This is a genomic window from Ilyomonas limi (assembly GCF_005233845.1).
GTDB classification, from domain to species: Bacteria; Bacteroidota; Bacteroidia; order Chitinophagales; family Chitinophagaceae; genus Ilyomonas; species Ilyomonas limi.
This window is the reverse complement of record NZ_SZQL01000007.1, coordinates 116,069-142,186: the sequence shown is the minus strand read 5'-3', so window position 1 is coordinate 142,186 and position 26,118 is coordinate 116,069. Positions and strand designations below refer to the sequence as shown.

22 protein-coding genes are annotated in these 26,118 nt (G+C 41.8%); 12 read left to right on the top strand and 10 right to left on the bottom strand.

Annotation, left to right across the window (positions count from 1 at the left end; translation table 11 throughout):
- Positions 1-107: 107 nt before the first annotated feature.
- On the bottom strand, positions 108-683 hold the full coding sequence (msrA, locus tag FC093_RS10670) for a peptide-methionine (S)-S-oxide reductase MsrA (RefSeq protein ID WP_240743260.1): 576 nt from the start codon (positions 681-683) through the stop codon (positions 108-110).
- 281 nt (positions 684-964) lie between these two features.
- On the opposite strand from msrA, the gene FC093_RS10665 reads away from it, so the two are divergent.
- Positions 965-1,813, top strand: coding sequence for a lysophospholipid acyltransferase family protein (locus FC093_RS10665; protein ID WP_137261763.1), 849 nt, complete (start codon positions 965-967; stop codon positions 1,811-1,813).
- The gene (priA, locus tag FC093_RS10660) at positions 1,788-4,271 is read left to right on the top strand and encodes a replication restart helicase PriA (RefSeq protein ID WP_137261762.1); all 2,484 of its coding nucleotides are present in this window, start codon (positions 1,788-1,790) and stop codon (positions 4,269-4,271) included. The genes FC093_RS10665 and priA overlap by 26 nt, the downstream gene beginning before the upstream one ends.
- Positions 4,272-4,521: 250 nt before the next feature.
- Here priA and FC093_RS10655 read toward each other — a convergent pair whose 3' ends face one another.
- Positions 4,522-5,682, bottom strand: a complete 1,161-nt coding sequence (locus FC093_RS10655; RefSeq protein ID WP_137261761.1) for a T9SS type A sorting domain-containing protein — start codon at positions 5,680-5,682, stop codon at positions 4,522-4,524.
- Positions 5,683-5,924: 242 nt separating this feature from the next.
- On the opposite strand from FC093_RS10655, the gene FC093_RS10650 reads away from it, so the two are divergent.
- Complete coding sequence (locus tag FC093_RS10650; protein WP_137261760.1) at positions 5,925-6,410, top strand: PH domain-containing protein; 486 nt, start codon at positions 5,925-5,927, stop codon at positions 6,408-6,410.
- Positions 6,411-6,421: 11 nt separating this feature from the next.
- Here the strand turns inward: FC093_RS10650 and FC093_RS10645 are convergent, their stop codons facing one another.
- The 3 genes from FC093_RS10645 to FC093_RS10635 all read right to left on the bottom strand — a co-directional run bounded on the left by FC093_RS10645 (position 6,422) and on the right by FC093_RS10635 (position 10,299).
- On the bottom strand, positions 6,422-8,122 hold the full coding sequence (locus FC093_RS10645; protein ID WP_137261759.1) for an APC family permease: 1,701 nt from the start codon (positions 8,120-8,122) through the stop codon (positions 6,422-6,424).
- A gap of 281 nt (positions 8,123-8,403) precedes the next feature.
- A complete protein-coding gene (locus tag FC093_RS10640) occupies positions 8,404-9,369 on the bottom strand; it encodes a polyprenyl synthetase family protein (RefSeq protein WP_137261758.1) in 966 nt (321 codons plus the stop codon).
- A 267-nt stretch (positions 9,370-9,636) separates the two neighbouring features.
- Positions 9,637-10,299, bottom strand: coding sequence for a protein-L-isoaspartate(D-aspartate) O-methyltransferase (locus FC093_RS10635; protein ID WP_137261757.1), 663 nt, complete (start codon positions 10,297-10,299; stop codon positions 9,637-9,639).
- Between the two features lie 296 nt (positions 10,300-10,595).
- Between FC093_RS10635 and FC093_RS10630 the strand changes: the two genes are divergently transcribed.
- The 3 genes from FC093_RS10630 (at position 10,596) to FC093_RS10620 (ending at position 13,536) form a co-directional block, all read left to right on the top strand.
- Positions 10,596-11,822 carry a nucleoside permease gene (locus FC093_RS10630; RefSeq protein WP_137261756.1) on the top strand — a complete coding sequence of 409 codons (1,227 nt, stop codon included), beginning with the start codon at positions 10,596-10,598 and terminating at the stop codon, positions 11,820-11,822.
- 162 nt (positions 11,823-11,984) lie between these two features.
- On the top strand, positions 11,985-13,178 hold the full coding sequence (locus tag FC093_RS10625) for a Gfo/Idh/MocA family protein (RefSeq protein ID WP_137261755.1): 1,194 nt from the start codon (positions 11,985-11,987) through the stop codon (positions 13,176-13,178).
- 190 nt (positions 13,179-13,368) lie between these two features.
- Positions 13,369-13,536 carry a DUF1328 domain-containing protein gene (locus FC093_RS10620; protein ID WP_137261754.1) on the top strand — a complete coding sequence of 56 codons (168 nt, stop codon included), beginning with the start codon at positions 13,369-13,371 and terminating at the stop codon, positions 13,534-13,536.
- 103 nt (positions 13,537-13,639) lie between these two features.
- Here the strand turns inward: FC093_RS10620 and FC093_RS10615 are convergent, their stop codons facing one another.
- Positions 13,640-13,969: a hypothetical protein gene (locus tag FC093_RS10615; protein WP_137261753.1), complete on the bottom strand. Its 330-nt coding sequence runs from the start codon at positions 13,967-13,969 to the stop codon at positions 13,640-13,642.
- Between the two features lie 278 nt (positions 13,970-14,247).
- Between FC093_RS10615 and FC093_RS10610 the strand changes: the two genes are divergently transcribed.
- Positions 14,248-14,439: a hypothetical protein gene (locus tag FC093_RS10610; RefSeq protein ID WP_137261752.1), complete on the top strand. Its 192-nt coding sequence runs from the start codon at positions 14,248-14,250 to the stop codon at positions 14,437-14,439.
- A 504-nt stretch (positions 14,440-14,943) separates the two neighbouring features.
- Complete coding sequence (locus tag FC093_RS10605) at positions 14,944-15,780, top strand: phytochrome family protein (protein ID WP_137261751.1); 837 nt, start codon at positions 14,944-14,946, stop codon at positions 15,778-15,780.
- 123 nt (positions 15,781-15,903) lie between these two features.
- On the opposite strand, the gene FC093_RS10600 is transcribed toward FC093_RS10605, so the two are convergent.
- Positions 15,904-17,217: a Gfo/Idh/MocA family protein gene (locus FC093_RS10600; RefSeq protein WP_137261750.1), complete on the bottom strand. Its 1,314-nt coding sequence runs from the start codon at positions 17,215-17,217 to the stop codon at positions 15,904-15,906.
- Positions 17,218-17,382: 165 nt separating this feature from the next.
- Complete coding sequence (locus tag FC093_RS10595; RefSeq protein ID WP_137261749.1) at positions 17,383-18,756, bottom strand: 3-keto-disaccharide hydrolase; 1,374 nt, start codon at positions 18,754-18,756, stop codon at positions 17,383-17,385.
- Positions 18,757-18,763: 7 nt separating this feature from the next.
- On the opposite strand from FC093_RS10595, the gene FC093_RS23760 reads away from it, so the two are divergent.
- The 4 genes from FC093_RS23760 (at position 18,764) to FC093_RS10580 (ending at position 21,689) form a co-directional block, all read left to right on the top strand.
- Positions 18,764-18,907, top strand: a complete 144-nt coding sequence (locus tag FC093_RS23760) for a hypothetical protein (protein WP_170971055.1) — start codon at positions 18,764-18,766, stop codon at positions 18,905-18,907.
- Positions 18,908-18,928: 21 nt separating this feature from the next.
- Positions 18,929-19,399 (top strand): RidA family protein, encoded by a 471-nt coding sequence (locus tag FC093_RS10590; protein WP_137261748.1) that lies wholly within the window; start codon positions 18,929-18,931, stop codon positions 19,397-19,399.
- Between the two features lie 84 nt (positions 19,400-19,483).
- Complete coding sequence (locus FC093_RS10585; protein ID WP_137261747.1) at positions 19,484-20,587, top strand: D-TA family PLP-dependent enzyme; 1,104 nt, start codon at positions 19,484-19,486, stop codon at positions 20,585-20,587.
- 16 nt (positions 20,588-20,603) lie between these two features.
- Positions 20,604-21,689, top strand: coding sequence for a dipeptidase (locus tag FC093_RS10580; RefSeq protein WP_137261746.1), 1,086 nt, complete (start codon positions 20,604-20,606; stop codon positions 21,687-21,689).
- A 610-nt stretch (positions 21,690-22,299) separates the two neighbouring features.
- Here the strand turns inward: FC093_RS10580 and FC093_RS10575 are convergent.
- Both FC093_RS10575 and FC093_RS10570 read right to left on the bottom strand, forming a co-directional pair.
- Positions 22,300-22,926 (bottom strand): response regulator, encoded by a 627-nt coding sequence (locus FC093_RS10575; protein WP_137261745.1) that lies wholly within the window; start codon positions 22,924-22,926, stop codon positions 22,300-22,302.
- Between the two features lie 59 nt (positions 22,927-22,985).
- A complete protein-coding gene (locus FC093_RS10570) occupies positions 22,986-26,039 on the bottom strand; it encodes a ligand-binding sensor domain-containing protein (RefSeq protein WP_170971054.1) in 3,054 nt (1,017 codons plus the stop codon).
- Positions 26,040-26,118: the final 79 nt, after the last annotated feature.

Here is a 26,118-nt window from a genome sequence, read left to right as displayed (position 1 = left end):
TACCTTTAACGCTTATATCCATTAATAAATAAATAGATTTAAATAGCACCATATTAATACTCAAAACAAAAAAGCGGTAAGTACAAATACTTACCGCTTTTTATAATCTATTGTTTTACTTTCAACTGATCTTTAAATATTTTTTCAAACTTCTCCAGCTTAGGCCGTATTACATATTGGCAATACATAGCCCGGGTGTTGTTGTTAAAGTAATTCTGGTGGTAATCTTCAGCAGAATAAAAGTTCTTCAATGGTTCAATTGCCGTTACAATGGGTTTGCTCCAGGCACCGCTGGTATCCAGTGCAGCCTTGTACATTTCCGCTTTTTCTTTTTGCTCGCTATTATGATAAAAAATAACGCTCCGGTATTGTGTGCCTACATCGTTGCCCTGGCGGTTAAGCGTAGTAGGATCATGTGTTTTCCAAAATACAGAAAGCAGTTCATCGTAGGAGAGTTTAGAAGGATCGTATATCACATTCACTACTTCGGCATGGCCGGTGGTGCCCGTGCATACCTGCTCGTACGATGGATTGGGTACGGTGCCACCACTATAGCCGCTAACGACTTTTATCACACCGTCGAGGCGCTGAAAAATGGCTTCGGAACACCAGAAACAACCGTTGCCAAACGTAGCTGTATCAGTGTTTGCATTAGACGAGGTGGTTAATTTTTCTTCAGGCATAAACTGTTGTTGCTGACTTTTATGTTCGGCGCAGGATGATATTGCAAACAGTGTGTAAAGGACACTCATGCACCAATAGAACCTATTCACTGCTGTCGTGTTCATACTGCAAATATGAGAACAGATGTATAGTGCTAACAAGTTAATTAACAAATATTAACCCCCTTTTTACTATTCGGCTAAACGACTGAGCGTAATAATACGTTTTTGCGATAGCTGTTAACACAGTTGAAGTGTATATTTGGCAATTACTTATTATTTGAATGCTTTACTAAATAGTTATGACTGCTGCTGCAAAAGAGACTACTTTAAGAACCGGGGAAGGCGAAAAGAAAGTATATCCGCCCCGTAATGCTGTATTACGTACCCTGCAAATCGTTTATTGCATATATGCTTTGCTCCTGTTTGTTGTATTAATGTTTGTAGTATTGGTGCTCGTGCTGTTGTGTACGCTGCTGGGTAAAGTACGCGGCGGCAATGCAATGTATAAAGTAATGAATGGCTGGGCGCGTGTATGGTGTTTTTGCATTGGTATGTGGCACAAAGAGATATATGAAGCGCCGGTAGATAAAAGCGCACAGTACATATTTGTGGCCAACCACATCTCTTACATGGATATACCTGCTGCTGTGTTAAGCATCCATCAGCCTATACGCATTTTGGGCAAGCAGGAAATGGTAAAATATCCCATTTTTGGCCTTATCTACCGCCTGGCTGCTATTAGTGTAGATAGAACAAGTGCCGAAGGCAGGGCACGCAGTGTGCGTGCATTGAAGGCCGCACTGGCACAGCATATCTCTATTTTTATTTTTCCCGAAGGCACGTTTAACGAAACCGGCGGACCGCTGAAAAGTTTTTACGATGGCGCCTTTCGCATAGCGATAGAAACCCGCACACCCATTAAGCCATTACTATTTTTAGATACACACCAGCGCATGCACTACCGTGGCTTTTTGGAACTTACGCCGGGCATTACCAGAACCGTTTACTTGCCCGATGTGCCGGTGGATAATTATACCATGGCGCAAGTAAATGAGTTGAGAGAAAAAGTACATAGTATTATGGTAGATGGTTTGCTCCGGTATCAAAAAAAGTATAAGCAAGATGAACGTATCGCAGTTGCCAAATAGTTTGTATAAAGAAGATGGCTTGTATGCAGAAATTATTATTCCGCTGTACCTGCCAAAAAATTATACCTGGAGCGTACCGCAGCATTTGCACGAAGCAATAGCTGTTGGCAAGCGGGCAGAAGTATCGCTGCGCAATAAAAAATACACCGGCATTGTAAAGAAGATTTTCACTGAAAAACCTGCTGCTTTTGAGCCTAAGCCCGTTCTGAATATTCTGGACAACGAGCCATTACTACACAAAGAACAGTTGCAATTATGGCATTGGATCAGCGATTACTATCTGTGTACCGAAGGTGAAGTGATGCAGGCAGCAGTGCCTTCTAATTTAAAGCTCTCCAGTGAAACTATTTTGTTGTGGAATGAAGAATGGGATGAAGATTTTGGAAGCTTGAATGATGAGGAGTTTTTAGTTACCGAAGCATTACACATCAAAAAAGAGCTCCGCCTTGCTGAAGTGCAGCAGATATTGGATGCTACCCACGCCTATCCTGTCATCAAGCGGTTGATAGAAAAAAATGTGTGTTATGTATGGGAAGAATTGAAAGAAAAGTACAAAGAGAAATACGAGACGTTTATTGTATTAAATCCTGTTTATCACGATGAAGAAAAGCTGCAGTATTTGCTGAACAACTGGAGCCGCGCACCAAAGCAAATGGAGCTACTGCTGGCTTACCTGCACCTCATGAAAACCGAAGGGGAAGTAACGCAGCAGGAGCTATTAAAAAAGAGCAATGCTTCGCCGGCACAGTTAAAAGGTTTGATAGATAAAAATATCTTATTTGCCCACAAGCGCAGCATGGATCGCCTGCCATCTTTGCCCAAAGATGTAGTGATAGATTTTACCTTATCGGCAGCACAGCAACAAGCTTTGAAAGAAGTAATCCATGCCTTTACCGAAAAGCAAGTATGCCTCTTACATGGTGTTACTTCCAGCGGCAAAACACAATTGTACGTAAGGTTAATTGAGCAATACATCAGGCAAGGCAAACAGGTATTATATATGCTGCCGGAGATTGCACTAACCGCGCAGATAATACGCCGGTTGCAAAAGTATTTTGGCGGGCATATTACCATCTATCACTCCAAGTTTAATGCAAATGAAAGAGTGGAGATTTGGAATAAAATAAACAGTGGCGAAACCAAAGTTATCTTAGGCGCAAGGTCTGCCTTGTTTCTGCCTTTCCGCAATTTGGGATTGATTATTATTGATGAAGAACAGGATCCTTCTTACAAACAACAAGATCCTGCACCACGTTATCAGGCCCGCGATGCAGCCGTGTATTATGCTTCACTGTTTGGGGCAAAAGTGTTGCTTGGCAGTGCTACGCCGTCTATTGAAAGTTATCATAACTGCGAACTGGGTAAATATGCATTGGTAAAGCTTACCGAACGTTTTAATAATGCAGCTTTGCCGGCGATAGAACTTGTAGATACCAAGCATGTTATCAGCAAGCCGGGCGAAAAGATAATTCTTACGCCACAACTCAAATATGCTATTGAAAATGCTGTTAAAAAAAATAAGCAGGTTATCCTTTTTCAAAACAGGCGTGGCTACTCGCCGTACTTAATTTGTAATGCCTGTGGCTGGATACCGCATTGCCGCAACTGCGATGTAACGCTTACGTATCATAAGGCAAAAAACAAACTTGTTTGCCATTATTGCGGCACCGATTATCCGGTAATGTACACCTGTGCAGCCTGTGGCAGCCATCAGTTCAATCAACGCAATTTTGGTACAGAAAAAATAGAGGAAACCCTTGCGGCGGCTCTGCCCGATGTGCGTGTAGCGCGTATGGATTACGACAGCATCAAAGGCAAGCACGATCACGACTCGCTGATAAAACTATTTGAGCAGCGGCGTATAGATGTACTCGTAGGCACACAAATGGTGGTAAAAGGTCTAGATTTTGAGCATGTAAATCTGGTAGGCATTTTAGATGCCGATGGCATCCTCAACTTTGCCGACTTCCGGGTGAATGAACGCGCTTTTCAATTGATGGAGCAGGTGAGCGGGCGGGCGGGGCGCCGGGATGCCGAAGGCGAAGTATTGATACAGGTGGCTAATACTAACCATCCGGTATTGCAGTTGGTAAAAGAGCATAATTATGAAGAACTATATAAAATGGAAATTGCTAACCGCCGGCAGTTTTTTTATCCGCCTTTTGCAAGATTGATACAGATAACCTTCAAGCATAAACTCTCTAATATTGCTGAGGAAGCTGCCAACCTCATGGCAGTTGCTTTGCGTGCTTCTTTCGATCAATATCTTTCCGGTCCGGCAGAGCCGGTGGTCAACCGCATCCGTAATATGTTTTTGTGGGAAATATTAATTAAGCTGCCGCGCGAAGCTGCTGTTATTAATAACTGTAAACAGCAGATTGTACAGCAAACCATTATCATACAAAGCAACCCGCAATACCGGAGTGTAATGATAACGGCAGATGTGGACCCGGTGTAGCAAATCAAATCGGTCATTGCGAGTGCCGGCAAAGCAATCTGTGCTATGCTGTAAATAAATATTGATGGCACATTTTGAAAGCATTAACCTGACAGGTTATCCATTCGGATGCCTTATTTGATTTTAATTATATCCACAGATTATTTTACTATTACCCGCAACAATGGACACTTAAACAAAAAAGCTGAACGGTTGTTATAATCGTTCAGCTTTTTTGTTCCGCTTTTTGCAAAAAGCGAAATATCAGTGCTTAATCCACAATAAACTTAGCCTGCATTATACCGCCCGATGGAGTCATAATTTTTACCACATACGTACCGGCACTCAAACCACTGGTATTAATCATTACTTTATCGTTGCTGTTTACCTGCTGTTGTTTTACCATTCTGCCTTGCAGGTCAAATACGGCAAGCTGGTAATTACCGGCTATGCCACTGTTTACAATTACAGCTTGTCCTCCCTTTACAATAGATGGCATCAGTTTCAGGAAAGCTTTACCGGCAATAGTTACCAATACCGCATTGGTAGTTTTGGCAAAGCCATCTTTATCTATCGCTACTATACGATACAGATAATTGCCATTAGCAACTGCTTTGTCGGTATAGCTATAACTGATAGCGCCGCTGCCGCCTTTTGCCGGCAACATAGCTACAGCCGTATAGCTTGTGCCGTTATTGCTGCTTTTTTCTATGCGGTAGCCACTGAGGTTTACTTCGTTGAGCGACTGCCACGAAACCGTTACATTGTTGCCGGCTGCCGTGGCATTGTAGCTGCTGATGGTTACGGGTAACAACTGCGCATTGGAGGCTATAGCGTAAATAACATCGAATTCAAAAATGGTATTCAGCGGAATAATATTGCTGTTAACCGTCAATTGTAAACGGTTAAAATTCTTCCTGGTATTTACATATACAATAAAACGGCTACTATCGGTTGCAAGGTCAATCGGATGAATGCTATCGCCATTGTACGATTCCTGCATGGTAGTGCCCAGGAAGGTTTGTATAGAAATATTTTGTGTAAGACGAGCGATATTAATACCAGATGGTACTTTTATTCTGAAGCCCGCCTGCAAGCCGGCACTCACGTACGGCGAATCGGGCGGCAGGTTTAAAAATGTAGTAAAAGTATAGCCACCATTGGTGCAGGTAAGCGGACTGCTGATGCTGCCTTTGATGGAAGTAAAGTTGTTGATGTTGCCATCAGCAAAGGCAGCAGCATCCTGAACGGCTGGCGCATTGCAAGTGTTTCCCGATGGCTCAGTAACGGAAAATTTGCCTGTTGGATTACCAAAAGTGGAATAATACGTTTGTCCGTACGAAGCGTGCGGCGACAAAGCATAACAAAAACATACGGCTGCGGGGAGCAACAAGCGTAGAGAACGAGCAGGTTGCGTGTACATTTTTTTCATAATGATCGGTTTATTTAGTATTGAGGGAAAAGCTTTTTGTTCTATGGCCTATGGCTTTCCAAAAACAGGAGTAATGTTAATTCCAGTTCCAAAATTAGACTGAATTTCCAAAATTGGAAAAAATGTTTTCGAAATAACGTAGCAAAAACTTATTTTTTACTTTGCAATATCATTGTATTTTCTAAAATTAGCTGCAATATTACATAAAATTTAAATATGTATTGCACCATAAAACAGGAATTATGCTTTTCAAAATTTCGTTGGATAAAACTGCAATCGCCATTACAGTGCTGTTTACGTTATCGTTTGCCTGCATCATTGCCACGGAATACCTTATTGCTTCCGATGTCAACATTGTCCGTCCGCTGTGTGTTACTGTCATTTTTCTCTTGCTCTATGGTTTGGCATTTGCATTTCATCCTACAGCTTACAAAGTAACGCCGGACGCACTGATTATTTGCCGCCTCATCCGCAATGTGCGTATAAAACACACAACCATCAAAAGCATAGCCATTGTTGATAAAAAAGAAATAAATGGTGCTATTAGAACTTTTGGCGTGGGTGGTGTGTTTGGATATTATGGCTGTTTTGCCAATTATACCCTGAGCAGCATGACGTGGTATGCTACACGAAGAGACAAGGCGGTTTTGATAACTACTACTTACAACAAAAAGATTGTAGTTACACCCAACGAGCCAGCGGATTTTATAGCTGCATTAAGTGTATGATTATACAATGCTTATATGATCTCATTCAGCTTACTTTTTTTATACCCATACAAAAAATAAATAATTAAGCCCAGCGCCAGCCACGATGCAAACCAAGCCCAGTTTTCACCTGTCATGCCCGTGAGTAAATACATACAGGAAGACAAACCCAACAAGGGTATTAAGGAGAAACTTTTAATAAAAGCGGCAATAGCAACAGCAATCATTACCAGCCAGAAAACAATACTCGAAATGTTGAACGAAGCATTGTCTTCGTTGATATTGAAAAAGCCAATAAAATAATTACGGTTGTAATATTCTATTAAAGCAATGGCTACGATAATGATGAGCGGAAACAGATATTTACCATTGATATAAGGTATATTAAACCTGCCCGGAACACCCTCTTTGCGCGGTATCAGCAGTACGCCGCCGCACACCAGCACAAATGCAAAAAGCGTAGCAATGCTGGTAAAATCGAGCACAAATGTTTTATCTGTAAAAATAATTGGAATAGCCACCAGCAAGCCGGTTATAATAGTTGAAAACGAAGGTGTTTGAAACTTGGGGTGGATTTTCTGAAAAACAGGTGGCAGCAGTCCATCGCGGCTCATGCTCATCCATATACGCGGCTGCCCCATCTGGAAAACAAGCAACACACTTGTCATAGCTATTACAGCAATGATGGATATTAAAAACTGCATCCAGCCTACATTGGTTACTTCAAATATTCTTGCTAAGGGGTCGCCTACGCCTTCAAACTGGCGGTAGTTGAGCACGCCGGTAAGCACCAGTGTAAGTAATATGTACACAACCGTGCAAATGACCAGCGATAAAATCATACTGCGCGGTAAATCGCGCTGCGGGTTTTTACTTTCTTCTGCCATTACACTCACCGCATCAAAGCCAATATAGGCAAAGAATACGCCGCTTACGGCGCTCATTATACCTGCAAACCCATTAGGCGAAAAAGAGCGTACACCAGCATCATTCACCGGATGCCAGTTGGCAGGGTCTACATAATAAGCGCCCACCGCAATCACCAGCACTACAGCGCACAGTTTAAGCACTACCATCACATTGCTAAAGTTGCGCGACTCTTTTACACCTACATATACCAATGTTGTAATAAGCAGGTTGATAATCAATGCGGGCAAATCAAAAATAATTTTCAAGGAGCCTAATAAGGGGGCACTTGTCCATGCATTTACCAACTCTTCATTAGAAGAGTTATTGGCAAATGCCTCTTTCGCTTCCATATAGCTGCAAGTGAGGTAATCGGGGATATGGATATTTATTTTGTGTAAAAAAGAAGTAAAATAATCGCTCCACGAAAAAGCTACATAAATGTTACCAATAGAGTATTCCATAATAAGCGCCCAGCCGATAATCCATGCAAACAACTCACCAAACGAAGCATACGCATACGTGTAAGCGCTGCCTGCAACGGGTATGCGGCTGGCAAACTCGGCATAGCACAATGCCGTAAAACCACAAGCCACCGCGCACATAATAAAGAGGAACACCACGCCCGGGCCACCTTTAAAAACAGCTTCGCCCAAGCTGCTAAAACTGCCCGCACCAATAATGGCAGCAATGCCAAAAAAGGTCAGGTCGCGCAATGTAAGCACCCGCTTCAATCCGCTGGCACCACCATGCGCTGCTTCTTCATTGGTGGCAGCATCGGTAAGTATTTTATTGATGTTCTTTTTCCTGAAAAGAGAATGAGCCATGCGCTATTGGTTTTGGTTGTGGAAGATAGATAAAATATGACTGTTGCTAAATGGTTTCAAAAATAAAAGCGATGCTGTTGTGTATTGAATAGCAGTTGTAATTTTTACTATGTGGTAAAGCAACGTCATTGCGAGCGCCAGCAAAGCAATCTGTGCGTTGCTGTAAATTGTTATTGATGGTTTAGTTAGAAAACATTAACCTGTAGGATTATGCACTTAACGGCTTATTTTGATTCTACCAATATCCACAGATTGCTTTGCTGGCGCTCGCAACGACGAGGTTATGAATCGCGGCTAATTAAATAATCCGTTAATTCCAGTAAACTCTTTTTCCTGGCCGAAACTACTGCCACATCTTCCAAATGCTGCAACGCCTTAATTACATATTTTTCTTTAAAGTCTTTTGCCCAGCTATCTACATTACAAGCCCTGTAAATAGTCAATACTTTTTCTACTTTATCAGTAGCATTGCTTTGCATCAGTTGCTCCAGTTCGGCCTGCTGTGCTGCATTGGCGTTTTGCAACGTATGTAACAATAAAAAAGTTTTTTTATTCTGCCTTATATCGCCGCCCACATCTTTACCAAACTTTTCGGGATCGCCAAATGCATCCAGATAATCATCCTGAATTTGAAAGGCAATACCTAAGTTTTTGCCAAACTCATACATATGCTGGCAATTGCGTGCGCTGGCACCACCAAGTATGGCGCCCATCTCTAAACTCGCTGCCAGCAATACCGATGTTTTCAGGGTTATCATGTGCAGGTAATTATCGGGTTGCACATTATCCTGCTTTTCAAAATCCATATCTAATTGCTGCCCTTCACACACCTGTTTTGCCGTTTGATTAAAGATGCCAATAATGCGTTGCAGATAAGTGAGAGCAATTTTATTCAGGTATTCATACGCCACAATCAGCATTACATCGCCGGTAAGTAACGCCGTACTGTTGCCAAATTTGGTATGTACGGTAGGCAGTCCGCGCCGGAGCGGCGCTTTGTCCATCATATCGTCATGTATCAGCGTAAAGTTGTGAAACAGTTCTATAGCCGTTGCTACGTGCCATGCATCCGGCGTAATGGTGTCAAACAATTCATTGGCCATCAGACACAATACCGGGCGAATGCGTTTGCCACCAATATTTAAAAAATAAGCGCCTGGCTCGTATAGCGAAGCCGGTTCTGCCGGAAAGTGGTTGACCTCAAAACGTTTTTTGAATGCAGCTGTCAGTTCTTGAAATGAATGCATAAACAAGTTGTATGCTGCAAAGTAAAGTGTGAAGGATTGATTGTAAAAAACTAATTATGAGAAGTACTATGCCGCAAGGGCGCGAAGGCACTAAGATGTATAAGTATGCTGTTATATTTTAAAGTAGTAAATAAGCACCCATTCCCGGATGATGAAATACCCGCCGGTAAAAAGCTATCAGCTAACATCTCATTTGTTGATGATTAAGATTATTTAATTGACAATGTAATAAATAGCATAACAATCCTTTGTGTCTACACAAGTTCCTTAATGATTCTTTCCACTCAGCATTGGCACAAAGGAGAAGAAATCAAACCGTTCTTCCTGTATGCCATCGGGTGTTTTGGTAATGCGCAACATACGTTGACTTTTGTGTTCAGGATCGTCTAACGGTACTACCATAATGCCGCCCACACGCATTTGATCTATTAATTTTTGTGGTAAAAAAGGCGCTGCTGCCGTGATGATCACTTTATCAAAAGGTGCAAATGAAGGCAAGCCTTCAAAGCCATCGCCATAAAAGAATTTGAGATTGGGATATTTGCCTTTGAACACATAAGTGCGTTGCAAGTGGTCGTACAACTTTTTCTGCCGTTCAATGGTAAAAACACGCGCACCCATTTCGGCTAAAACTGTTGCCTGATAAGCGCTGCCGGTGCCGATTTCCAGTATTTTTTCACCGCGGTTTACACACAATAATTGTGTTTGGTACGCTACGGTGTAAGGTTGCGAAATAGTTTGTCCTTCGCCTATAGGAAAAGCCCGGTCTTCGTAAGCAATTTTATTAAAAGCTGAATCTAAAAACCAATGACGGGGAATATTGTTCATTGCTTCCAATACCCGTTCGTCCTGTATGCCTTTTTCGCGCAGGCTGTTGATAAGCTGCCGGCGCATGCCTTTGTGCTGATATGTATCTTCTGTCCGTTTCATCCGTTGTGCAAAATAATGTGCGAATACGAGTATAAATAAATTTTTGTTTCGTACTTTTTCACCGTTATTTCGGGAGCTGTTTTCACTGCGGAGTACATGAGTAAATGGAGATTGCACAGAGAATTGTGCTTTTAGTAATCTCTTAAACTGCTCATTTTTCGTGGAAAACCAGTATTAAGTTACAACATTATTCAATAAGGGTTGCAATAATATTTTAACGATATTGCCGCGTATAAATAAACGAGTGCACATCAGCCGAGCAATACGCTTTGTTTACTAAATAATAATACTGTTTAATGAAATCAACTACACGTGTTCAGCTTTCCTTAATGATGTTTCTGGAATTTTTTGTATGGGGTGCCTGGTATGTAACGATGGGCACTTACTTAGATAAAGTATTACATGCCGATGGTGTGCAGGTAGGTGCTGCATATAGTGCTATGGCGATTGCCACTATCATTTCACCCTTTTTTGTAGGTATGATTGCCGACCGTTTTTTTGCAGCTGAGCGTGTACTTGGGATATTACATCTTATTGGCGCTGCTTTGCTGTATTATCTTACTACCATTCAATCGCCGGACGCTTTTTACTGGATATTGCTATTATATTCTTTGTGTTATGCACCTACTTTAGCTTTAGCCAATTCGGTTGCCTTCAGGCAAATGAAAGACACGAGCAAAGAGTTTGCTTCTATACGCGTACTGGGCACCATTGGCTGGATTGCTACCGGCTGGATGATAGACAAGGTGTTTAAATTAAGTACCGATGAATTGGGATTTACATTTAAAATGGCAGCAGTTGCTTCGCTGGTGTTGGGTGTGTTAAGCTTCTTTTTGCCTAATACGCCACCTAAGGCAAAAGGCTCCAAAGCAACTTTTGCTCAAATATTGGGTGCCGATGCATTTGTATTGTTTAAAGACCGCTCGTTTGTTATCTTTTTTATTGCTTCAGTATTAATCTGCATTCCGCTTTCATTTTATTACAGTTTTACCAACCTGTATCTTACTGAGGCTGGTATGAACAATGTAACCAGCAATATGACCTTCGGGCAATTTTCCGAGGCATTCTTTATCTTACTAATTCCGTTTTTCTTTAAACGTTTGGGTGTAAAATGGATGATTGTGCTGGGCATGATTGCCTGGGGGCTGCGTTTCCTGTGTTTTGGTTATGGCAATGCCGATGATTTACTTTGGCTGCTGTTTGTAGGCATTATACTGCATGGCGTATGCTTTGATTTCTTTTTTGTAACAGGGCAAATTTATACCGATAGTAAAGCTGGTGTACAAATACAAAGTCAGGCGCAAGGCATGATTACTATGGCCACCTATGGTATTGGCATGTGGATAGGCACTTTGCTATCAGGTTATGTAAAAGATTACTTTACTTCGGACAACATAGTAAACTGGAAAAATACATGGATGGTGCCCGCTGGAATTGCCGTTTTTGTGCTGGTGTTTTTCCTGCTTTTTTTCAGAGATAATCAACGTTCTGCCGTGCGTGCCGAGGCTGTGGAAATGGTGTAAGCATATGTGTGCGATGTTAGTTGTATGGTGTACGATGTGCTTACTCCACCTGAAGATGTATAGATATGCAAATGAATGTGTTTAAATTTTTATACTTATTATTGCTGCTTTCATGCCTTAGTGGCAAAAAATTAATATTCAAATAAAAAACGATAACCAACTATGAAAAAAATAGCGATGCTTGGCTCTGGCTTTATTGGTCGCTTTTATGCCGATGCACTGCATGGCAACCGCAGTGCCGATAAGATTGTAAGCATTTATTCGCGCAGGCAGGAAAGTGCTCAAAAGTTTGCCGACGACTATGGCGTGCCGCATGTAACTACCAATATGGAAGAATCCATCTCTAACCCCGATGTGGAAGTGGTATGTATTGCATTGCCCAACAACCTGCACGAAGAAGCCGTTATGCTTTGCTGCAAGCACAAGAAGGCAGTGATTACCACCAAGCCTTTGGGTCGCAATGCCGCCGAAGCAAAACGTATGTTGGAAGCAGTAGAACAAGCCGGCATCTTCAATGGGTATTTGGAAGATTTGGTTTATACGCCCAAGTTTATCAAAGCTATGGAGAGTGTAAAAAATGGCGCTTTGGGCAGAATATTATGGGCAAAATCGCGCGAAACGCATCCTGGCCCGCACAGCGAATGGTTTTGGAATATAGAGCTGGCCGGCGGTGGCTGTATTCTCGATTTGGGTTGCCACTGCGTGGAGATAACAAGAAGCTATATTGGTAAAGATATAAAGCCGGTAGAAGTAATGTGCTGGGCAGATACACAGGTGAAACCCATTGATGCCGAAGACCATGCCATTGGCTTAATTAAATATGAAAACGGCTCTATCGCCCAGTTTGAAGTAAGCTGGACATTTCGCGGCGGATTAGATCTGCGCGATGAAGTAATGGGCACTGAAGGCACTATTTGGATAAACAGCTTTTTGCGTACCGGTTTTGAAATGTTTACTACCGGCAAAGGTGCCGATTATGTAGCCGAAAAAGCAGAAAGCAACAGTGGCTGGCTTTTTCCGGTAGGCGATGAGATAAACGAGTTGGGCTACAACCATATGTTTATGGATATGTTTAAAAGCATGGAAGAAGGCAGGGAGCCCAAAGAAACATTCTATGATGGATATGTGGTAAATGCTATATTGGATGCGGCTTATAAAAGTGCTAAAACAAAACAATGGGAGCCGGTGCAACTGGACATCTGGCGTGGTAAAGAAGGTTTAACAAAACCCAGCACACTCACCGATTACGATGCCGATCATTACCTCATAAAAGAAGAGATGACGCACTTTGGTGCTAAGAAATTAATATTAAAAAACAAGACTACAGGAAGAATAGAAGAGCGTGTATTGTCGTAAGAAATAGACTGCAGCGCTTTACTTTTTACTCTGAGATAAGCCCTGATCTTTGGCTCAGGGCTTTGTTTTGCTCTAAATCTAATGGCATAAAATGTTGAAAAAGAAAAGGTATAAAACTATTTTATGCTGTTTTGTACACTTTGGCACAAAATTATCTTAATAATTTAACGAACCTTTAAAACTATATTATATGCTAAAGTGGGCAGCTATTTTCCTGGTTATCTCAATTATCGCAGCAATATTTGGTTTTGGCGGTATTGCTGAAGGTGCAGCTTCTATTGCCAAGGTATTGTTCTTTATTTTTATTGTACTTTTTGTATTAACGCTAATTTTCGGAGCAAAAATCTTTGGCAAGTAACAGCTAAGGCGTTTGTACCATTATTTTTTATGCTTCTCTTTTGTTGCAGTAACAAAAGAGAAGCTTTTTTGTAGGTTGTTAAGCAAATCCATTCTACACCTGCTTATTCTTCCTTGTTTCGTTTAGCGGTTGCTTCATCTATATTTTCTTTTACCGGGTCAAAACCGGTATTGGGATCGGTATTTGGTTTGCCTCCTTTTTCGCTACTTGAAGGTTCCTGCAAATCACCTTTTTCTTTTTCGCTTTCACTGCCACTACCCATACCGCCTTCGGCAGCGCTGGTGCCGCCGGTACTGGTTATTTGCAGTTTTCCGGTTCCATCTATTTCAAATAAGCCAGTTTCCCATTCCATTTCGTTTACTTCTGCTGGCGGGTTGCTAAAATTATCGCCCATTGGAAGAACTGCATCGCTATCATATTGTTGTATCCACATAAAGCCTCCTTTTATTGGTGTTTTATAATCTCGCTTACAGTAGGCTGCGCCGAAATTATCATGCCATATCCCACTTTCTTTTTATTCCACACTTTACCCTGTTCTTAGTGCTTTTTTATAACAATCGTATTGTTATAAATGAAAGTAAATGCTGCGCATTATGGTATAATCTTTTAAACAAATAAACAAATGAATACAATCATTTTCTTGTTTGGGAATAAACATGATTTCTTTAATACATTTTCAGTACATCTGTCTTTTAATCAAAAACAAACAATATGAGTAAACATCAGCAAAATAGTGGCAGCAAAGGCATCGACGGCACAACTACAAAAAACAAAGGAGAAAGCCAGCAAAGCCGTCAAAAAGGAGCACCAGGTGTAAGTAAAAAAACGCTATCCAGGCATACTAAGGATGAATCGGGCGGTGCTGACCATAATATCACAAAAAAGGGTGCAAATAGTATTTAACCAGTTAAAAACGTCTCTGAACCGGGCCGTTTTTTTATTTTATTGCTTGTAGAAGGATCAATAGAGTTTTCAAAATTGTATGTACGGTTTATTATACAATACTGCTTTTCTTGCAGGCACATATTGTTATTAAACCTTGCTTAAAAGAAACTGAATGAACAGCTTAAAAGCCGCTTTTTATTTTACTTTGGTTTGAACAAGCAATGAATCCTGTTTGTTTTATAAAATCCATATCTTATAACCAATATCAGATGACAACTTTATCAGCAATCATATTGAGTGCTATTGCATACAACAATGCTTTTGCGGAGGTGAATGCACTACCATTGAAGCAGATGTGGTATGTAAAACCAATTGGATAAGCTGTTTGCAATAGCTTTTAACAGCTTTACAACAGGCATCTGCCGGCCAATACCAACTTATTGAGCAGGAGGTGTATGGCCAATATCGCTTATATCCAACGCATAAATACTGCTGTAACAGGCAGTACCAAAATTTTTAAACATGATGATTACCGATACCCAATTAGAATATCGTGCTTTATACGATAGCCTGTCACATTTTTCCATTGAACTCAATAATGCAAATTCACTTTCCGATATACAACTTATGCTGCAAAACAATATAAAGCTCCTGTTTAACTGCTGTGTATGCCGCATTACTTATTTTCAGCAAAACAATTTTGTTTGTTACACCATTACCAACGAAATGCCCGCCGTAATCACCGGCACACATCAACTGTTGTGGGATGTGGAAAAGTTGCTTTATTATGAAGGGCTGCCATTGCGCCTCAACGCTACTGAGCACGGCGCAGTTTTGCAAAACATACCTTATAAAGGTAAGATAGATAAACTGTGGGGCTGGAAAATGAATTATGGTGATGAAGCAGGCATTTTAATAACGATACTCGCTGATGAAGAAAGGCCTTTTTCGAGGAAGCATATACCGATGGTAAAAACAATCAGCGAGATGCTGTTTACTAAAATGCGCCTTATTCATTTGTTGCAAACAATACAAAAAAATGAAGCCGACCTCAGGCTTACCAACAAGCAACTGGAGGCGAGCAATGCCACCATTAGTGAGCTGGTAAAAGGACAGGAAAAGATAATTGAAGAGCGTACGCGTGAGCTTACCCAGCTTAATAAACAGTTGATAGATATTATACAGTTTAACTCGCACAACATCCGCGAGCCGCTGACGCGTATTATGGGTTTGATGCAGTTAAAGCCCTTAATATCTGAGGAAGAATTTTTTATAAACTGTTGGCCAATGATGGTTGCTTCGGTGCAGGATTTGGATATGCGTTTAAGAGAAATAATTATGAAAACCGAAAAGGTATAAAAGTACTTTACAAAGCTTTAGGCTATAAGCCATTAGCTTTGTAAAGGAGAAATACATGTTGCGCAATATAAGACTGCAATAAGCTTGCAGCTTTACCCATTGCTGCTTGTAAAAAGCGCACTTTTACACTATTGGCTCCCAGCCTTTTTCGTATGTTCTTTTCCACAATTGCATTGCCGCTTCATTGTTTAAAATATGTCCATCCTGCGGATTGCAATGCAAGGCAGTGCCGGTACGCTGCGCAATATTGGCCAGGTGACAAAGTAATACACTCTTACTTCCCTCGCTAATCGGTGAATTCAACGTTGCTTCGCCACGAATACTGTCAATAAAATTATGGAAATGGTAGAAGTCTAAGTTGCCGGTACTGCTTACCGTATTGCTTGCATCTGCTTTGGTATCGCTTTTTATTTCTTTTACCAGTTTATTATCAGCATCAAATATTTTATATTCACCGCCGCCATCATTTACCAGTGTTCCTTTATCGCCATAAATAATAAATCCTCTGCCCGCACCTTCCACCGGAAACGGATTGCAACTGCGGCTTTCCCAGGTAATTGATTTTTTATCGCCAAACTCAAATGCAGCCACTTGAGTATCCGGCGTTTGCCAGTCATCATTAAACGCATAACGCCCGCCTGCCGATGTTACTTTGGTGGGAAAATCAACTCCTAAAAACCAGCGGCAACAATCTATTTCGTGCGTGCCGTTGTTGCAGGCTTCGCCAGTACCCCAGTTCCAGCGCCAGTGCCAGTTGTAATGCACTAAATTATCTACATATTCTTTGCGTGGGGCAGGACCTTGCCACAGCTCAAAATCGAGTGTAGGTGGCACCGGCACTACTTTGCCATGACCAATAGACTTACGGTTATTGGCATACCATGCTTTGGCAAAATAAGCATTGCCAATAATACCATCGTGCACTTCTTTGGCAGCCTGTATCAGCGTTGGCATCGAGCGGCGCTGGTTGCCCATTTGTACTAATTTATTGTATTTATTTACAGCCTTTTGCAACAACTCGCCTTCATACGGGTTATGCCCGCAGGGTTTTTCTACATATACATGCTTGCCATGAGCGGCGCCTAAGATGGCTGCCGGCGTGTGCCAATGATCGGGCATAGCAATGACCAATGCATCAAAATCGTTTTGCGCCACCAACTTGCGGATGTCTTTTACAACCGTAGGTTTGCGCGGTGCGTCTTTCAAAGCTTTCAATCCATTGGCAATAGCGCCATCTTCCACATCGCATATATACGCCACTTCCACATTGGGGAGTTGCGAGTAGCATTGGGCTAAGTAAGCGCCGCGGCTGTTTACGCCGGAAATAGCAAGCACCACTTTATTGCTCGGCGCATTTTTGCCAAACACCGGAAAGTTTAATATGGTAATACCGGCAGCTGCCAGCGAAGCATCTTTTATGAATTGTCTGCGAATCATTTATTAAAATTAAAAATGTAAAATACAAGATGTAGTATATAATTCTGAACAGTGAGTTTTAAATAATCCCAGCGTTAAAGGAATTTGTTCACGGGGTTACACAAATAACTTTTCTCTCTGCTCCTCCAGTGTGGCACTCCCTGCTCTCTGTGGTTCAAAAAGACGCTACTTCATCACTCTTATCTTAATGCTTCTAAAGCTCACTTCGTTGCCGTGGTCCTGCAATAAAATATGTCCTTGTTTGGCTTCGCCAAAGTTTGGCCATATCTTGTATTTGCTTTCTGCAACCAATGCTCTAAATTCTTTCGAACCTCTCTCATACTCCAGCACTTTAACGCCATTTAGATAATGCTCTACATGATTATTAGGGTACACCACAATGCGGCCGGTATTCCACTCGCCGGGCTGATGTATAAAACGTTTTTGCTTGTTTGCAGGAATTAAATCGTACAAAGAAGCCATCGTTCTATCGCCATTTTTGCCCAGTTTTGCATCGGGATGCAACGAATCGTCCAGTACCTGATATTCTAAGCCAATAGCAGAGCCGGTGTTGTTTTCGGTTAAGGTTACAAAGTATTTTACCCCGCTGTTGGCACCCGGCGTGAGCTTAAATTGAAAAGATAAATCAAACGCACTGTACTGGTCTAAGGTAACAATATCACCCGCATTGCCGCCCTCTTTTCCTGCGGACGAAAGCACAGTGATAGTACCATCTCTGATTACCCATTCGCTGGTTGGAAAAGCATCTTTGTAAGCGCCACGCCAGCCTTTGCTATCCACCCCATCAAACAACAATTTCCAGCCGCTGTTCTTTTCATAATTACTCAAAGAATTAGGAATATTATTTACTACATACACATTCTTTGGAAATGGAGCAGGCTTGATGCCGGTTGTTTTGATGCGGATATTTTTGAAATAAATTTTCTCGCCGGCAAGCTGAGCATTATTGCCAATGCTATGCACCTGCAAGCCAATAAAACCGCTTTTATCTACCGTATCCACCACAAAAGCAGCCGGCACATCGTTGAGCCAGGTTTTTATTTCGTTGCCAAAGCACTCAATATGCACTTTGTTAAACTGCCCCAACTTAAAAGCATTTTGCGCTTCGGGATGCAGTGACATAGGATACAGCCAGTCTCTTCTGCCTTCGTCATACAAACCACCGCTCCAGGCGCGTGCCGATGGATCAATTTCAAATTGATAGCCAAACACTTTGCCTTTGCCTCCATTGCCTTGGGCATTGTAATGACTTCTGAACTGTACGCCTGAATTGGAAGTGGTATCTTCTACTTTTATATCGGCTTCTAAAATAAAATCGCCATATTCTTTATCTGTTATTAAAAAAGAATTGGGCGAACCTACTACGGTGGCGCCCACAATCATACCGTTATCTACTGTGTAAGTGGCGGTGCCTACTGCCTGCTTCCAGCCGTTGAGTGTTTTACCGTCAAACAGGGAAGTCCAGCCGCTGGGGGAAGTTTGTGCGGTTGCAATACTAATCAACGACAAAGAAAAGCATACTGCAAAAAGTGTTTTCATTTTTTTCATGGCTATGAATAATAAAGAAGCAATGATGAATGTGTTATCGTTAGCTTTAAAACAAACGTGGGCAAATTATAGAAAAAACAGTACACTTGCCTTTTTCAAAAAAAAAGCTACCGATTTTACAACACCAGCCACCGCTTATTAGTGGCTATAAAATGTACTTTTTATGCAAACAAAAAAAGCTGAAGAAAACTTTGCAGCATTGGGCTATGCGCTGCCGCCGGCACCCAGGCCATTGGGTGTTTACAAGCCTTATCTGGTAGATGGAAAATACTTGTATTTATCTGGCCACGGGCCGGTGCAGGACGATGGCAAACTCATTATCGGGCGTATTGGCAGCGATATAGATATGGAAGCCGGAAAAGCCGCTGCACGTCAGGTGGGTTTAACCATGTTATCTACAATACGCACACACCTGGGCAGTTTGGATAAGATAAAAAGGGTGATAAAAGTATTAGGTATGGTGAATTGCACGCCCGGCTTTTTAAAGCATCCGTATATCATCAACGGTTGCAGCGAATTGTTTGCCGCTGTATGGGGTGAAGACAATGGTATTGGCACCAGGAGCGCTGTTGGCCTTGGTTCTTTACCCGATAATATACCGGTGGAAATTGAAGCTTTGTTTGAATTAGTTTAAACCACAAAGGCGCTGAGTATCTGAAAATATTTTCGATACATCTTTGCGCCTTGGCATCTTCGCGGCTATAAAAATTTATATTCCATGAATGAATGGTATTCCATAAAAAATATTGATGAAATAGATTCTCCTGCATTGGTCATTTATCCTGAACGGGTGAAGCAAAACATTACATTGGCACTGCAAATGATTGGTGATGCAAACAAATTAAGACCGCATGTAAAAACCAATAAAATAGCTGAAGTATGCAAGCTGATGATGGATGCGGGTATCACCAAATTTAAGTGCGCTACTATTGCCGAAGCAGAGATGCTGGCGCAAATTGATGCAAAGGATATATTACTCGCTTATCAGCCGGTAGGACCGAAAATAGAGCGGTTAATCAAGCTGGTAAAAGCTTATCCGAATACCACTTTTTCCTGCCTGATAGATAACGAAGAAACTGCATTGCAGCTATCCAATATATGCGAACGGAATGGTGTGTTGTTGCCCATTTTTATTGATGTAAATACCGGCATGAACCGTACTGGCATTGTGCCGCAAAAAGTGATGAATTTATTGCAAACAATAAAAGGTTACAAAGGTATTCAGATTGCAGGTTTGCAAGCTTATGATGGGCATATTCGCGACAGCGATCTTGTGGTGCGGCAGGCAAAGTCTGATGAAGCTTTTAAAAGTATAGAACTGCTTTGGCAGCAAGCATCAACATTATTGCAGCATTCATTACAAATCGTTATGGGTGGCACGCCCACTTTTCCAACGCATGTGCATCGTGCACACGTAGAATGTAGTCCTGGCACTTTTGTTTTTTGGGATTGGGGGTATAAACATGCGCTTCCCGATGAACCATTTGAATATGCAGCATTGCTCATTTCGAGAGTTATATCAATTATAGATGAACAAACGATTTGCACCGATCTGGGGCATAAATCGGTGGCTGCCGAAAATCCTTTACCGAGAGTACATTTTTTAAATGCACCCGGTGCGGTTCCCACTGCGCAAAGTGAAGAACATTTGGTACTACAGGTGCCTGCGGGTAATCAATACAAACCCGGCGATGTATTATATGGTGTGCCCGTACACATTTGTCCAACAGTAGCTTTGTACGATACTGCTTATGTAATTGAAAATAGCAGTATGGTTGATAGCTGGAAAGTAATTAGCCGCAACCGCTCCATCAACATATAGAACCACATATAGGACTATGCAACAAAAGCCTCGCTTTATTATAGATGCACACCTCGATTTAAGTATGAATGCTTTGGAGTGGAACAGGGATTTGCGCCTGCCTGTCGATGTTATTAATAAACGCGAAAAAGGCATGAATGATAAGCCCGACAGAGGTAAGGCAACAGTATCCTTACCGGCGCTTCGCAAGGGTAATACCGGGCTGGTGGTTGCTACGCAAATTGCACGGTATGTGGCGCCGGAAAATACGCTGCCCGGCTGGCATTCGCCACAACAGGCATGGGCGCAAACGCAGGGGCAGCTCGCATGGTATAAAGCAATGGAGGAGGCGGGTGAAATGAAGATGATTAAAGATATACATGCACTCAATGAGCATATTGCTTTGTGGATGAATGATGAGCCGAATGAAAATAACCCCATTGGTTATATGTTAAGTTTGGAAGGTGCCGATTCGCTCATTACTATACAACATTTGGAGCGGGCTTATGAATATGGTTTAAGAGCCGTTGGTCCTGCGCATTACGGACCGGGAAGATATGCCAACGGTACTGATGCAACCGGACACTTGAATGAGCAGGGCAAAGAATTGCTGAAAGCAATGGAGCGCATGAATATCATATTGGATGCAACCCATTTGTGCGATGATGCTTTTTGGGATGCATTGGATTTGTTCAGGGGGTATGTATGGGCAAGCCATAACAACTGCCGTGCACTGGTCAATCACAATCGCCAGTTTAGTGATGATATGATAAAAGCACTGATGGAGCGGGATGCTGTGATTGGCGTTGCGATGGATGCATGGATGATAGTACCGGCTTGGATGCGCGGCGTTTCTACACCGGAAGGAATGCAATGCAGTTTAGATAGCGTAATTGACCATATTGACCATATTTGCCAGCTTGCAGGCAATACGTTGCATGTGGCTATAGGCAGCGATTTGGATGGTGCTTTCGGACGCGAGCAATGCCCCTATGATTTGCACACCATTGCCGACCTGCAAATAATACCAACATTGCTTGCTAAACGAGGCTATAATGGAGAAGATATTGACAATATATCGTACGGCAACTGGCTGCGTTTTTTAAGAAAAGCATGGAGCTGATTAATAGGTGACTATATGAAAAGCAGAATGGCTAAACCAGGTATCTCGCTCTTATTTTACACTCATTTATAATCTTACTAAATACACTGTCAGTCCGATTATTTACTATCAACGGCTGGTATGCCCACCGGTAGTCTTCAATCAGAGGGGGTATTACCATCCGGAGTTTGTTTGTGTTCTAAAGATAGTTATGTTAGAATGTACTAAATAGAAAAGCATTGCAAATAATTGCAACGCTTTATTATTTATGATGAATATTGGTTTCCATAACAAGGGTACAAAGGCTTCGACATCTACGCCACAACCAACACATTGGCCGTACTGCTGCTTTTGAACAAAGATCTTTTATGGGTTGAGGCTTGAAATGAACTCTTTGTTTAGTAAAAGTGATTTTTAGGGGAATAGGATTGAAATTCTTTTGTAAAAGCAAAACAAATTTGAAGTAAAATAGAGCTGCCGCCAATCCCCATTTTGAGTAGTAGGGCTGAACCAAATTGTATCCTGCCCCACCGGCCGTTAAGGAGCATTTGTTGCTGATAAATTTCAAATAAGAGACAGCTTATTTAAGCCTCTTAAACTGTTGTATTGTTATGCTTTATGGTTCAGAAAATTATACAATTCTTTCACTCAACGCTTTGGCAATAGCTTCTTTACCACAGTTGACGTGTAGTTTCTGATAAATATTTTTCAGGTGCGAGCGCACCGTATCAAAAGCAATATCCATTTCGGTTGCAATCATTTTGATGCTGTAGCCTTTGCTTAACCATTGCAATACTTCTTTTTCGCGCAGCGATAAATTGTACTTATTTACTTCCTGCTTTGTCCTGAAAGTGCTTAATACCTTTTGAGCAATAATGGGCGACATGGGCGCACCGCCTTCGAGCACTTCATTAATGGCATCAAACAGTTTTGCCGGTGGCGTTTTCTTCAGCAAATAACCATTGGCACCAGCGCACAGGCATTGAAACAACTTTTCATCATCTTCAAATACCGTGTACATAATTACGGCGGTATCGGGGTTGGATTCCTTTATCATCTGCACACCCGCAATGCCACTGATACCGGGCATGTCTATGTCCATCAGCACTACATCGGGCTTATACACTCTGGCTATAAGGCTGGCTTCACTACATTGCCCATAGCTGCCCATTACAGTATAACCATTCATATTAAGCAGGTAGGTAAGCGACTCGCGCAGGCGGTCGTTGTCTTCAAAGAGTACGATAGAGGCAGGCATTTTATAAAATTAAGTTTCTAAGCTACAGCATAACTAACTCATTTGAGTGATTATTGTTTTTACGCCACCATACTAATCTGCACGGTAGTGCCTTTCCCTTTTACAGATTCAATAAGCACCGTTCCGTTCCATTTTGCTGCCCGGCGACGAATATTTTTGACGCCGTTGCGGTGTGTAATGCTATTTGTATCAAATCCGTTCCCGTTATCCTGTATAATAATATTCAGGTGATTTTTATTCATGGTTACACGAATGTTTACTTCGGTGGCATTGGCGTGTTTATAAATATTGTTAATTACTTCTTTATACATCAAAAAGCAATCGCGGCGCTGCTCCATATTCAGCTTGTGCTGCGCAAATGGTTCATCCATAAAGAGCGAATAATTGATGTTGGCGCCTTCAAATATTTCGCCTGCATAGCGTCGCATCCTCGCTGCCGTTTGCTCCAGCGTATCGTTGCTGGTGTTGATACTCCAAACAATATCATCCAGTGCCTGGCTAAACTGCTGCACTTCTTCGGAAATGCGCTTTAAAAAAAGGGTTGCTTCTTCGTTGCCGGGGGGCAATTTTTTTCTGCTTAATTCAGCCAGCAAACTGATGTTGGTAAGCGTAGAGCCAATATCATCGTGCAGATCGGAGGCAATGCGGTTGCGCGTTTGCTGCACATGTAATAACTGGCTGATGCGATACCTGTACAAAGCATACAGCAAGCCTATTACAGCAAAAGTACATAAAGCTGCAAACCACCATGTACGCCAGAAAGGCGGATGAATAATAATGTTTAATTCGGTAATGGGTGCATTGGTGTTGCCTGCGTTGTTTGTGGCTTTTACCTGCATAGTGTAGCTGCCCGGCGGCAAATTGGTATAAGCTGCATAATTGCGGTTACCGGCATCTATCCATTTGGTACCGTAGTTCAATAAGCGATAATAATAATGCACTCTGCTTTGCGAAACTAAGCCCAACGCTGCAAAGGAAAAGGATAAAGAGTTTTGCTGATAAGATAAGTGCAATATTTTCTTATACACATCTGCCGTATCGCTTTCCATCGGTTGGTTATTCACTTGAATATGCGTAATGGCGGCTTTTGCCGGTAGCGAGGCATTGAGAAGTTTTGAAGGCTTAAACATAGATAACCCGCTAATACCACCAACATAAAAAACACTATCGCCAGACATATAGTGAGCGCCGGTGTTAAACTCATTGCTTTGCAATCCGTCTTCGGCAGTGTAGCGGCTAAAGTTGGAAGCAGTAGTATGGTGCAGGTTGACAGGCGGTAAAAAACTGCACAAACCATTGTTGGTACTCATCCAAAGCATACCTTTTTTTTCGGGTATAATGCTGTAAATAGTATTGTTGGGTAAGCCTTGTTTTTCTGTTATCCAATAAGTATTGTTGGTTTTTTCATTCCATGCAATCAATCCTCTGCCCAAGGTGCCTATCCAAATATAAGGTGGCTGATAACAGAGTGTTTTCAGCACAGCTTGTTCGCCCGCCAGTTGCCCGAAAGGAATATTTGGATTTATTATTTTAAATGTACGCGTATTCAGCAGTTGAACACCTGCTTTGTCGAAGCCAATGCAAACGGTAGAATCATCCATCCGTACCAATGCACGCACATTGTTTTCGGGCAAACGTTCACCCTCATTTCCGGTATTGGTAAATTGTTTTATAACCCCTTTGTTTTTATCCATCAGGCACAAGCCAGCATTTCGGGTGCCTATCCACACCTGTGTAGCACTATGCGGTAGCATACACCAAATTGTATGATCGGGCAGGGCAGCAGCGGCGCCCGGATAAAAGCGGTTTTTTATTTGTTGGGTCTGATGATTAAGAATAAGCAATCCATTGCCTTGCGTGCCTACCCACACATCACCATCGTTGTCGCATAACAGCGAAACAATGCGGTCGTAATTGCTAAGCCCTGCCTGGTAAGGTGGAAAATGAAATGTAACAAAGCTGTCGCGTGCGGCATTGGTATAGGTAAGTCCCAAGTTGGAAGTACCAATCCACAAACCGCCCGAAGAATCGGTAGTTACACTTCTCACCTGTTGAATGGCAATGTTTTCGGGTACATTGCTTTTATTCAGTAAATCAAAATTGTTGAAACGTTTGTCGTAGTGGTTCACGCCGCCACCATCGGTGCCCAGCCAGATGCCGCCATAGTTGTCTTTTTTGATGCTTAAAATATCGTTGTACGATAGCGAAAAAGGATTGTTATAATCGGCGGTGTAATGTTGTAATTTATGAGTTGCTGCATTTAGCACATATAAGCCATCGCCGTAAGTGCCTATCCATACATTGCCATTATCATCGGCCAAAACGGCTTCAGTAACCGTATTTTGCGGTATCTGTTTATTGCCCGTTATTTTAAACGTAATAAAGCTGTTGACTTCTTTGCTTTTATAAAAAACACCTTTTCCGTAAGTGCCTAACCAATAATTGCCCTCGTTATCCTGTGCCATTGCACTGCACGAAATCCATGTTGTTTTATCGGGATCATTGCTATACAAAAAAGACTGGATAATTTTTCCGGCGGTATCTAAAACAGTAATGCCGTTATCGGTGAGCAGCCAGTAATGTTGAAAATGATCTTTGTGAATTGCCTGAATATTATTGCTGTTGAGATGTGGTTCTGCAAGCGTATCGACTGTTATATGGTTTAATTGTTTTGTACGATGATGATATAAGTAAATGCCTTGCGCAGTGCCCAGCAGAAGCAGTGCTTTATCGTTGTATATACAATTAACTGCGGGCAATAAAGTGCTGTCGTTGCCCAGCCGATGAATGGCCTCAAATTGTTCTCTTATTAAGTTGAATTTTTCTAATCGGCCGCCGGTACTTATCAGCCAGATTATATGATCTTCTCCGCAAACCAGTTTTCCCAGCCGGCTGCTTACAGGCGTAGTTACATCATCAAATGTTTTGCGATATACAACCACTTCTTTACCATCAAAGCGGTTCAATCCATCCTGTGTGGCAAACCATACAAAGCCCAGGCTGTCTGTTGCAATATCTATAACACTGCTTTGCGAAAGACCATCATTAATGCCCAATTTCCTGAACGAAAAAGGCGTTTGCTGTGCAACTGCAAAACAGGGTAAAAGTATCATTAATAAAATAATAATCCTGCTTTGCATATTTTAATAAAAAATATTCAACTACAATTTAGTTATCCTATCAGTAAGTTGC

Coding starts and splice junctions, on each gene's coding strand:
- msrA (WP_240743260.1), bottom strand. CDS start 683: ATGCCTGAAGAAAAATTAACCACCTCGTCTAATGCAAACACTGATACA.
- FC093_RS10665 (WP_137261763.1), top strand. CDS start 965: ATGACTGCTGCTGCAAAAGAGACTACTTTAAGAACCGGGGAAGGCGAA.
- priA (WP_137261762.1), top strand. CDS start 1,788: ATGAACGTATCGCAGTTGCCAAATAGTTTGTATAAAGAAGATGGCTTG.
- FC093_RS10655 (WP_137261761.1), bottom strand. CDS start 5,682: ATGAAAAAAATGTACACGCAACCTGCTCGTTCTCTACGCTTGTTGCTC.
- FC093_RS10650 (WP_137261760.1), top strand. CDS start 5,925: ATGCTTTTCAAAATTTCGTTGGATAAAACTGCAATCGCCATTACAGTG.
- FC093_RS10645 (WP_137261759.1), bottom strand. CDS start 8,122: ATGGCTCATTCTCTTTTCAGGAAAAAGAACATCAATAAAATACTTACC.
- FC093_RS10640 (WP_137261758.1), bottom strand. CDS start 9,369: ATGCATTCATTTCAAGAACTGACAGCTGCATTCAAAAAACGTTTTGAG.
- FC093_RS10635 (WP_137261757.1), bottom strand. CDS start 10,299: ATGAAACGGACAGAAGATACATATCAGCACAAAGGCATGCGCCGGCAG.
- FC093_RS10630 (WP_137261756.1), top strand. CDS start 10,596: ATGAAATCAACTACACGTGTTCAGCTTTCCTTAATGATGTTTCTGGAA.
- FC093_RS10625 (WP_137261755.1), top strand. CDS start 11,985: ATGAAAAAAATAGCGATGCTTGGCTCTGGCTTTATTGGTCGCTTTTAT.
- FC093_RS10620 (WP_137261754.1), top strand. CDS start 13,369: ATGCTAAAGTGGGCAGCTATTTTCCTGGTTATCTCAATTATCGCAGCA.
- FC093_RS10615 (WP_137261753.1), bottom strand. CDS start 13,969: ATGTGGATACAACAATATGATAGCGATGCAGTTCTTCCAATGGGCGAT.
- FC093_RS10610 (WP_137261752.1), top strand. CDS start 14,248: ATGAGTAAACATCAGCAAAATAGTGGCAGCAAAGGCATCGACGGCACA.
- FC093_RS10605 (WP_137261751.1), top strand. CDS start 14,944: ATGATGATTACCGATACCCAATTAGAATATCGTGCTTTATACGATAGC.
- FC093_RS10600 (WP_137261750.1), bottom strand. CDS start 17,217: ATGATTCGCAGACAATTCATAAAAGATGCTTCGCTGGCAGCTGCCGGT.
- FC093_RS10595 (WP_137261749.1), bottom strand. CDS start 18,756: ATGAAAACACTTTTTGCAGTATGCTTTTCTTTGTCGTTGATTAGTATT.
- FC093_RS23760 (WP_170971055.1), top strand. CDS start 18,764: ATGGCTATGAATAATAAAGAAGCAATGATGAATGTGTTATCGTTAGCT.
- FC093_RS10590 (WP_137261748.1), top strand. CDS start 18,929: ATGCAAACAAAAAAAGCTGAAGAAAACTTTGCAGCATTGGGCTATGCG.
- FC093_RS10585 (WP_137261747.1), top strand. CDS start 19,484: ATGAATGAATGGTATTCCATAAAAAATATTGATGAAATAGATTCTCCT.
- FC093_RS10580 (WP_137261746.1), top strand. CDS start 20,604: ATGCAACAAAAGCCTCGCTTTATTATAGATGCACACCTCGATTTAAGT.
- FC093_RS10575 (WP_137261745.1), bottom strand. CDS start 22,926: ATGCCTGCCTCTATCGTACTCTTTGAAGACAACGACCGCCTGCGCGAG.
- FC093_RS10570 (WP_170971054.1), bottom strand. CDS start 26,039: ATGATACTTTTACCCTGTTTTGCAGTTGCACAGCAAACGCCTTTTTCG.